9 protein-coding genes are annotated in these 9,389 nt (G+C 73.6%); 6 read left to right on the top strand and 3 right to left on the bottom strand.

The genetic code is table 11. The features are described from left to right. On the bottom strand, positions 1-958 hold a 958-nt coding region (locus AOK09_RS33325), incomplete at its 3' end, for a SchA/CurD-like domain-containing protein (RefSeq protein WP_055590958.1). A 230-nt stretch (positions 959-1,188) separates the two neighbouring features. Here AOK09_RS33325 and AOK09_RS33320 point away from each other — a divergent pair. Further along, complete coding sequence (locus AOK09_RS33320; RefSeq protein WP_055590957.1) at positions 1,189-2,817, top strand: FAD-dependent oxidoreductase; 1,629 nt, start codon at positions 1,189-1,191, stop codon at positions 2,815-2,817. 27 nt (positions 2,818-2,844) lie between these two features. Here the strand turns inward: AOK09_RS33320 and AOK09_RS33315 are convergent, their stop codons facing one another. After that, a complete protein-coding gene (locus tag AOK09_RS33315; RefSeq protein ID WP_055590956.1) occupies positions 2,845-3,474 on the bottom strand; it encodes a TetR family transcriptional regulator in 630 nt (209 codons plus the stop codon). A 117-nt stretch (positions 3,475-3,591) separates the two neighbouring features. Between AOK09_RS33315 and AOK09_RS33310 the strand changes: the two genes are divergently transcribed. Continuing rightward, positions 3,592-3,780, top strand: a complete 189-nt coding sequence (locus tag AOK09_RS33310) for a hypothetical protein (protein WP_055590955.1) — start codon at positions 3,592-3,594, stop codon at positions 3,778-3,780. A 3-nt stretch (positions 3,781-3,783) separates the two neighbouring features. Continuing rightward, positions 3,784-4,074, top strand: a complete 291-nt coding sequence (locus AOK09_RS33305) for a hypothetical protein (RefSeq protein WP_055590954.1) — start codon at positions 3,784-3,786, stop codon at positions 4,072-4,074. Positions 4,075-4,081: 7 nt separating this feature from the next. On the opposite strand, the gene AOK09_RS33300 is transcribed toward AOK09_RS33305, so the two are convergent. Continuing rightward, the gene (locus AOK09_RS33300; RefSeq protein ID WP_265736756.1) at positions 4,082-5,698 is read right to left on the bottom strand and encodes a SpoIIE family protein phosphatase; all 1,617 of its coding nucleotides are present in this window, start codon (positions 5,696-5,698) and stop codon (positions 4,082-4,084) included. Positions 5,699-6,141: 443 nt separating this feature from the next. On the opposite strand from AOK09_RS33300, the gene AOK09_RS33295 reads away from it, so the two are divergent. The 3 genes from AOK09_RS33295 to AOK09_RS33285 all read left to right on the top strand — a co-directional run bounded on the left by AOK09_RS33295 (position 6,142) and on the right by AOK09_RS33285 (position 8,866). After that, positions 6,142-7,023, top strand: coding sequence for a GNAT family N-acetyltransferase (locus AOK09_RS33295; RefSeq protein WP_055590952.1), 882 nt, complete (start codon positions 6,142-6,144; stop codon positions 7,021-7,023). A gap of 151 nt (positions 7,024-7,174) precedes the next feature. Next, the gene (locus AOK09_RS33290) at positions 7,175-7,900 is read left to right on the top strand and encodes a dienelactone hydrolase family protein (RefSeq protein ID WP_055590951.1); all 726 of its coding nucleotides are present in this window, start codon (positions 7,175-7,177) and stop codon (positions 7,898-7,900) included. Positions 7,901-8,515: 615 nt separating this feature from the next. Next, a complete protein-coding gene (locus AOK09_RS33285; protein WP_055590950.1) occupies positions 8,516-8,866 on the top strand; it encodes a hypothetical protein in 351 nt (116 codons plus the stop codon). The last annotated feature ends 523 nt before the right edge of the window (positions 8,867-9,389 follow it).

Here is a 9,389-nt window from a genome sequence, read left to right as displayed (position 1 = left end):
CCTGCGCACCGGTGCGCAGGTCGACCACGCGGACCAGGATGTCCTCGCGCTGGAAGACGGTCGCCCTGACCAGCGGGTTGGCGGGGTCCTGCACGGCCTGCTCGTCATGGCCGGCCAGCAGCTTGGCGGCGACCTGGGCGCAGCCGCGGCGCACCGGGTAGATCAGGGCGCGGCGGCGCAGGTCGCCGCTGCCGACGGCGCCGGCGGCCTCGCAGTGGTGGACGGCGGGCAGTGCCGCGCGGGCGAAGAAGGACTGGACCGATCCCGGGTCGGCGAAGTCGCGGGCCTCCTCCAGGTGGGGGTTGATCGCCTCCTCGACGGCGCGTACCTCGGGCTGCTGGGCGACGTGCCGCAGCGCCGCTCCGAGGTCGCCCTCCACCTCCACCGCGCGCACCACCCGGTTGCCGTGCATGTAGAGGGAGGTGCGCAGCAGCCGGGTGTGCTCGTCGACGCGGGCACGCGGCGAGGTGTAGCCGGCCAGGATCTCGGCGACGGCCTCCTCGCTCCCGGGCTTCACGGTGAAGGTGATGGCGTGCCGGACCGTGCCGCCGGGCCGGCCCTGGCCGGCCGGGCGCTGCCCGCCGCCGTGGCGGCGGGCGGACTCGGCGTCCCCGGGCTCGGGGGTCTCCCGGGCGATGGTGAACCGCAGCGAACGGGTGTCACGGACGCAGCCGTGCAGCGGCTTGACGAGCTCTCGGTGCTCTGCGCTGTCCACCCAGCTGAGGAAGTGGGCGGCGTTGTCCCACTCGCTGGTGATCAGCCACCTGGTGGGTTCCTCGATGGACTGGCAGAGCTGGTCGCTGATGTGGCCGGGGACGGCGGCCACCTGGTGGCGGATCTGCTCGTAGGCGTCGAGGAAGCGCTGCTGCTGGCCCTCGTTGACATCGCAGAGGAGGACGACCCGCAGCCGTGAGGTGGCCTGGTCGGCAAGGGTGGGCGATTCGGACAGGGCGGTCATGAGGCACGTTCCCTTCGGGGAGCCGGTATGGGGACCGGGTCGTGATCCGGCCCGGCTTCGATGGTCACCCCGTGTCCTGAATGCGGCGACGCCCGGCGGTCCATATGGGCGAACACCGTGACCAACCGTCGGGAAACGGGCATGGACAACCCAGGCGTCGCCGACGGCGGCGCATGCCGGGCCGCGTCCGACCGCGTCCCGGACCGTCCGCACGCGTGCTGGAGCGATGAATGAGAGCGAAGATCGACGAGCGGGTTCCGGTGCTGATCGCGGGCGGATCCCTGGTGGGCCTGTCCACCTCGCTCTTCCTGGGGCGCCTGGGTGTCCGGCACCTGGTGGTGGAGCGGCATGCGGGCACCTCGGTCCACCCCCGGGGCCGCGGCAACAACGTCCGCACCATGGAGCTGTTCCGTACGGCCGGGGCCGAACCGCTGATCCGTGAGGCGGCGTCGGTGCTCTCCGGCAACCACGGCATCCTCCAGGTGGGCACGCTCACCGGCGGCCCGCAGGAGTGGCTGTTCCGGGAGATCGACCCGGGCGGCGGACTGGCCCGCTTCTCCCCCAGCGGCTGGTGCCTGTGCAGCCAGAACGACCTGGAGCCGGTGCTGCTGCGGTACGCCCGGGACCTGGGCGGAGAGGTCCGGTTCGGTACCGAGCTGGTCGACTTCGAGCAGGACGCGGCGGGCGTGACGGCCGTCGTCCGGGACCGCTCCGACGGCGGTCTGCGCACGGTCCGCGCCGACTACCTGGTGGCCGCCGACGGGCCGCGCAGCCCGGTACGGGAGCGGCTGGGCATCGGCCAACAGGGCCCCGGCGACCTCTTCCACAACGTCTCCATCACCTTCCGCGCCAAGCGGATGGCGGACGCGGTGGGCGACCGGCGGTTCATCGTCTGCTATCTGACGGACCCTGAGGGCGAGGGCGCGCTGCTGCCGGTGGACAACGAGGCCGACTGGGTCTTCCACGCCCCCTGGCACCCGGAGCGCGGGGAGACCCTGGAGGACTTCACCGACGAGCGGTGCATCCGCCACATCAGGGCGGCGGCCGGCATCCCGGACATGGAGGTGGAGATCACCGGCCGGGCGCCGTGGCACGCGGCCGAGCGGGTCGCCGAGCGCTACGGCGCGGGGCGGGTCTTCCTCGCCGGCGACTCCGCCCACGAGATGTCGCCGACGGGTGCGTTCGGCTCCAACACCGGCATCCAGGACGCGCACAACCTGGCGTGGAAGCTGGCCGCGGTGCTGGGCGGCTGGGCCGGACCGGCGCTGCTGGACAGCTACCAGGCGGAGCGGCGGCCGGTCGCGGTCGCCACCAGCGCCCGGGCGTCGGCGCGGTCCGCGGAGCACCAGCACCCGGGGTACGACGTGACCCCGGGGACGGGCCGGCGCGGCAATGTGCTGGGGGTGGTGCTGGGCTACCGCTACACCGAGGGCGCCCTGGTGGGTGCCGATCCGGAGCAGCCCGTGCTGCCCGAGCGCTTCCGGCCCGGCGGGGAGCCCGGCACCCGGGCACCGCACCTGTGGTGCTACCGCTACGGCACCCGGCTGTCGACGCTCGACCTCTACGAGCGGTCCATGGTGCTGCTCAGTGGTCCGTCCGGGCACATCTGGCATGCCGCGGGCGCGGCGGCGGCCGAGGAGACCGAGGTGCCGCTGGACCGCTACCTGGTGGGGGACGGCCCGGAGCACAACCTGGCGCCCGAGCCCGGTGCGGACTGGTGCGAGCTGCACGGCACGGAGCGGGACGGGGCCGTCCTGGTGCGGCCGGACGGCTTCGTCGCCTGGCGGGCCCGCTCGGCCGGGGCCGACCCGCGCCGGGAGTTGGAGGAGGCGCTGCGTTCGGTGCTCGCCCTGGGGTAGCTCCGGGCGGCGCCCCGTGCGGCCGGGTCAGGGGTCCAGCCAGTGCTGCCGGCCGAGGCTGATCAGGCGCATCCGGCGCCGCGCGGTGTCGACGATCCGCTCCTCGGCCTGCGGGTCGTCCGGCGGGGCTTCCAGCAGTGCCGCCGCGGTGGCCACCATCAGATCGACGAAGAGGTCGGCCAGCATCCGGATGTCGTCGCGGCTCCAGCCGCGGTAGCCGGGCTGCGCCGCCAGGTCGGCGGCCAGTTCCTCGCCGAAGAGCCGGAATCCGGCGTCCACGGCGTTGCGGACGGACCGTACGCCGCCGTGCCGCTCCCGGGCCAGGAAGCGGAAGTGGGCCCGGTGCAGCCGGACGTAGTGCGCCGTCACCTCCACGGACCGGCGGATCACCTCGTCCGGCCCGGCCTGCTCCGCGCGGATGGCCCGCAGCATGCCGTGCAGTGAGCCGAAGGACTCCTCGACGAGGGCGGTCCCCAGCTCCCCGGTGTCGCGGAAGTGCCGGTAGAAGGCGGCCGGTGAGATGCCGACCTCACGGGTGACCTCGCGCAGGCCGAGGCTGCTGAGGCTCTGGTGCTCCAGCAGCCGCAGCGCCGCGTCCAGCAGTGCGCGCCGGGTCTGCTGCTTCTGGGCCTGTCTGACCCCGGGAGTGTGGCTCATCTCATTCGGTGAACAACTGTTTGCTCATGGCTGCGAGTGTACGCTGGATCCGTCAGTGAACAACTGTTCTCCGAAACTGCCGCGGCACCGTCAGGCCGCCCCAGGGAAAGGCAGTCCATGGCTCTGCTCGCCGTCGTCATCGTCCTCGCGGGCCTGCTGGCCGGCGCCGCCTCGTACGCCTCCACGCCGGTGGTGCTGGTGGCGGCGGGCCTGATCGGCGCCTGGCTTGCGGTCTTCGCGGTCCGCGAGCGCGCCGCCCGGACCCGGCGCCGCCGGTCCGGCCCCTCCCGCGTCCAGGAAGGCTGAACCGTGGAAGACCTCGCACACTCGCCCCGCACCACCGCTCCGCGTACCGCTGCTGCGCGCACGGAGGCCGACGGCACCGCCGTGGCCGCGTTCGTCCTGGGCCTGCTGGGCCTCTTCTTCTTCAATGTCGTCCTCGGCCCGTTCGCCATCGGCCTGGCCGCCACCGCGCTGCTGCGCGGCACCGCCCGGCGCGGCAGGGCGCTGCTGGGTCTCGCACTGGGCGCGGCGGACCTGCTGGTGATGGCCGTCCTGGTGGCGACCCACCACGGGATCGCCTGGAGCCCCGGCTCCTGAGTGGCCGTCAGCCGGGCTGGTCCCCGGCGGGCGGGGTGAACTCGGCCAGCAGCAGGGTGCGGTCGTCGGCGGGGCTGCGGCCGGCGGTGCCCCGCAGCAGGGAGTCGCAGACCGCCTGGGGACTGCCCTGGGCGGTGGTGAACAGCTGAGCCAGTCGCAAAATGCCGATGTCGATGTCCTCGTGCCGGCTCTCCACCAGTCCGTCGGTGTAGAGCAGCAGCAGGGTGGGGGCGGTCACCCGCAGTACGGTGGGCTCGGCCGCCCAGGAGCCCAGGCCCAGCGGCAGGCCCGCCCCCAGCGGGACCACCGAGGTACGGCCGCCGCGCACCCGGAGCAGCGGCGGCGGATGACCGGCGGCGATCAGGGTGCAGGTGGCGGCGGCGGGGTCCCACTCGGCGTACAGGCAGGTGGCGAAGGACGCCCCCGGGGTGTCGGCGGCCAGCGCGTCCAGGTGGCGCAGCAACTCCTGCGGCTCGGTGTCCAGGGCCGCCAGCGTCCGCACCGCGGTACGCAGCTGGATCATCGCCACGGCGGCCTCCGGGCCGTGGCCCATGGCGTCGCCGACGATCAGCCCGACCCGGCCGGACGGACGCCGGATGACGTCGAACCAGTCGCCGCCCACGCCCGCCTGCGTGTCCGCGGGCAGGTAGCAGAAGGCGCCCTCCACGGCCGGCTGGTCGGGGATGTGCTGCGGCAGCACGCTGCGCTGCAGAGTGAGGGAGACGGCCCGTTCCCGGGTGTAGCGGTGGGCGTTGTCGATGGCCAGGGACGCCTTGGTGCAGAGTTCCTCGGCGAAGCAGCGGTCCTCGTCGTCGAAGGGCTCACGTTCACTGGTACGCCAGAAGGTGACCGCCCCCAGCGGGGTGCCGCGGGCCCGGAGCGGCGCGGAGATGCATGAGCGCAGGCCGTGGGCGAGGAGCCGGTCCGGCGGCTCGGAGCAGTGGCCCTGCTCCGTGACGGTGGGCGGCAGGCCCGATCCCGGTGCGATGGCTCCGCGCACCGCCTGGTCCAGGGGCCTGCGGACCGGGATGGTGGTGCCCTCGGGGTACAGCGGGGGGTCGCCGCGGATGCCTCCGATGGCCACCCGTCGCAGTCGGGTGGCACCGTCGGTGGTCAGCGCTCCGCCGTCCTCCAGCAGGGGTGTCGCCAGGTCCACCGCGACGAAGTCCGCGAAGCGGGGTACCGCCACCCGGGCCAGTTCCCGAGCGGTGCGGGTCACATCGAGGGTGGAGCCGACCGCCACACTCGTGTCGTACAGCAGTTCGAGCTTGGATCTGGCCTTCTCCGCCTTCCGCCACTGGAAGCGGCCGCGGGCGGCCATCTGCGAGACGGCCGCCCCGATGATCAGGAGCAGGGCGCTGGTCTGGGAGTCGTAGAGCTTGTTGGTCTCCAGCTGGCCCCACGGAGGGGTGAAGAAGAAGTCGAACCACACCGCGGCGGACAGGGCCGCCAGGATGCCGATGGCGCGGTAGCCGCTGGCGGCCACGGCGACGACCACCGCCACCATCACCAGCGCCTCACCGACCGAGGAGAAGTACGTCCGGAACGGCACAAGGAGGATCCCAGCGAGCAGCGGCCCCAACAGGGCACAGATCGCCGCCCCCCAGCGCCTCCTTTTGCGCACCACAGGTCCTGTCTACCACCACCCGCCGGCATCCGCGCTGCCACCACCCGCCGGCACCCGCGCACCTGGTCCCCACCCGTCGGACACCGGCCGCACAGCACGCGGAGGCCGTTCCCGTTCCGTGCGAGGCGCGGACGGAGGTCGCGCGGCACGGCGGCGGCCGTGCCCGGGACGTGGACGTGGACATACGGCAGCGCGCCCGGACGGCCGGTTTCCGCGACGGTGCCGGAGACGGCTCCACCGGTCGACCGGGGTGCTCGTGCCCCTTTTCCCCAGCCGGGAATTCCTTTGCCCGGACACCGACGGACTGGTTGGATACTCCCAGCCGTCCGCGCCGTTGCGGACCGGCTCCGTCGACGAGGAGGTGTGGAGCACATGCGCACGAGTGCCCGGCAGTTGAGCCCGCGTACCGGCCCCAGCCCCCTCCTCATGACGGAGACACCTTGTCGCTTCACCTCACCCCACTGACCGACCCCGCCGACGGACCGCACAGCCGGCGTCTTGCCTGGCTCGCGTCCGACGCCGACGCCGTCCCGGCCGGAACCGCCTTCCTGCGGCTGTTCACCGACCCCGGGCGGGAGCACCTCGCCGAACTGACCGTCCAGGTGCATCCCGCGGAGCGGCGCAGGTATGTCGGCTCCCGGCTCCTCGACGCCGCCGTGGCCGCCGCCCGGGACGACGCCCGGCGTTCCGTCGTGGCGCAGGCGGAGGCCGGATCGCCCGGGGACCGCTTCCTGGCGGCCCGCGGTTTCCGCAAGGTCCTCACCCTGCGGTTCTCGCGCCTCTCCCTGGCGTCGGTGGACACCGCCGCCCTGACCGAGATCGTCGAGCGCCCACATCCCGGCTACCGGCTGGCATCGTGGCACGGGACCGTCCCCGACGACCTCGCCGAGACGTTCGCCGACTCGCGTCGCGCCATGGACGACATGCCCATGGACGACGCCGACCACGGCACCGTGACCTGGGACGTGGACCGCGTACGGGCCGCCGCGAAGGCCGTCGAGCAGCGCGGCGACCAGTTGCACACCGTCGTCGCCGTCGACACCTCCACCGGCTCGATCGCCGGGTTCACCGAACTCGTCATCCCCGGCGACGGCACCGGCGACGGTCAGCACTACGGCACGGGTGTGCTGCCCGAGCACCGCGGACACGGGCTCGGACGGTGGATGAAGGCCGAGTCGATCAGACACGCCCGTGGACGCTGTCCTGACCTGGGCGGCCTGCTGACCGACACCGCCGACGGCAACACGCACATGAGACGCATCAACGACGGTTTCGGCTACACACCCACACACACCACGCACCAGCACCAGCTCGACCTCTGACCGCGCACTGACGGGCCGGACCCGGGCGTCGCCCCGGTCCGGCCCGTCGACCCGCTCGACGCCCTGCCGCGCCGCGGCTCTGCCGTACTACCGTTCCGCCGCCGGTGAACACCGGTCCGGCCGTGCCGTGCGGTTCCTACAGTCCGTTCCCATGACGACGGTTACCACACGCACGGTCGAGTACCCCGCCGACGGCCTGACGATGGTCGGGCACCTCGCGCTCCCGGCCGGTGCCGACCGCCGGCCCGCGGTCCTGGTCGGGCCCGAGGGGCCGGGGCTGAACGACTTCCAGCGCCGCCGGGCCGACGCCCTCGCCGAACTCGGCTATGTGGCGCTGGCCTTCGACATCAACGGCGGCCGCTGGTTCTCCGACCCCCAGGAGATGCTGGCGCATGTGATGCCCCTGCTCGCCGACCCGGGCCGGATGCGGGGCATCGGCCACGCGGCGCTCGACGTACTGCGCGCCGAACCGCGGACCGACCCCGACCGGATCGCCGCCATCGGCTACGGCACCGGCGGCGCCATTGCGCTGGAACTCGGGCGCGACGGCGTCGACCTGCGCGTGATCGGGACGGTCAACGCCCTCACCACGGGCCGACCGGGCGAGGCGGCGCGCATCCGCTGCCCCGTGTGGGCCGGGGTCGGGTCGGAGGACCCGATCATGCCGGCCGCCCAACGGGACGCGTTCACCGCCGAGATGCAGGCCGCGGGCGTCGACTGGCGCCTCGTAATCTACGGCGGCGCCCTGCACGCCTTCCACCATCCGCCGGTCCCGCAGGCAGTACGGCCCGGCGTCGGCTACCACCCGCGGCACGCGGAGCGGGCCTGGCGTGACATCGTCGGACTGCTCGCCGAGTGCGTTCCCACGACGGAGTGACCAGCCGCGCCTGGGGCCTGTCGCCGCCACCGGCCCTGATCGACCGGGCATCTCCGCAGTCCGGTGCGGGCGGCCAGGCCGCGAAAACGTCCGGCTTCAGGGGCCGCTGGGTCCGTACGCCACCGGTGCCGAGCAGTCCGCGCCGCGCCGCGCAGACTGCCGGTGGGTGCAGACGGGGAGGACCGCCCTCGGTGCGCGCGGCACCGGAACGGTGACCGACGCCGTGCCCGCTCCCGGCCGCACCCGCGATGGTGCGGCCGCCGAGCCGTCACACCGCCGTGGACGACCGCCCTTCTCCGCGGTGTGGACACCATCCATGACCGACAGTCAGCACAGGGCACTGCCGCATCAGCTGCCGAGCTGCCTGGGCGAATCCCCGTCGGGGCCGGTCCGGCGCGGTGCCCGCCGCTGCCGGTACACCCCTCGCACACAGGGGGGAGGACCGGCACTGCTGGACGTAACTCCTGCGCCACCGGCCCCTCCAGTCCCTCCGGTGGCACAGGCACCGGCCTCCGTGCAGACTGAGTGGCGCAGGTCCGACCGCCGTCCGGTGACCCGGAAGAGGTCCTTTCGCCGGATCAGGCGGACTCCACGAGACCACATCACGGAGGACCGATGAACCGCACGTCCACCTCCCGCTGGGCCAGGATTCCCCTGGCCGCCGGTGCCGCCGTCCTGCTCGCCGTGAGCGCTCCCGCCACGGCCTGGGCTGCGACCGGGCCGGTGCAGGTCACGCTCATGCCGGAGGGCAAGCACATCACCGTGAACGACCCGACGGACGGCCACTGTTACACCGTCCACGAGTTGTCGCCGGGCTCCACCGGCAAGTTCCGGGCCCTGGCCAACAACACCGACAAGTCGTTCCACCTCTACGGCGACAGCTCCTGCGGCTCCGAGGCGCACACGCCCATCGCACCGGGCGGGACACTCGTCGGCCTCGACTTCGGGTCGTTCAAGCTCAGCTGACCCGGCCGGCTCCGCACCGAGCCACCCGGGCCGCCGCCACCGGCATCTGATCCGGTGGCGGCGGTCTGTCGTTGCGAGGCTTCCGGCCGCCGCCTGCAACATATCTGACGTCATGTCAGTCGGTGCGCGGCCGCCTAGTCGGTGACCCGGCCCTGCAGTTGGGAGGAGGGTACGCCTCGCAGCCTCCGCTCTCCGGCTCGCGACCCCGGAAGGCACAGGCCTTGCTAGCTTCATCCGGCCGGCTCCTCTCCCCCGCGCCTGCCACGTCAGGACGCGGCCGGGTTGCGGCCGGTGGCCGGCCGCGTAGCGTGGATGCCGACGCCCCCTCCGGAGAGGACGCCGGCCGCCGCCCTCCGCCACCGTGACGTCCCCGGCCTCCGGTCGCCGCCGCGACGGATCGGAGACCCGCCCCACCCCCGAGACGACCGCACCCCTCCTGCGGCGGGCTGCCCCGTCCGCGCCGAGGGCCTGTCCGACGATTCGCGCCCGGCCCTGACCGCTGGGAGGTGCCCCCGGACACAGC

The sequence above is a fragment of the Peterkaempfera griseoplana genome (assembly GCF_001418575.1).
Lineage (GTDB): Bacteria > Actinomycetota > Actinomycetes > Streptomycetales > Streptomycetaceae > Peterkaempfera > Peterkaempfera griseoplana.
The sequence above is the reverse complement of the archived record's forward strand: the minus strand, read 5'-3'. Positions and strand labels throughout refer to the sequence as shown.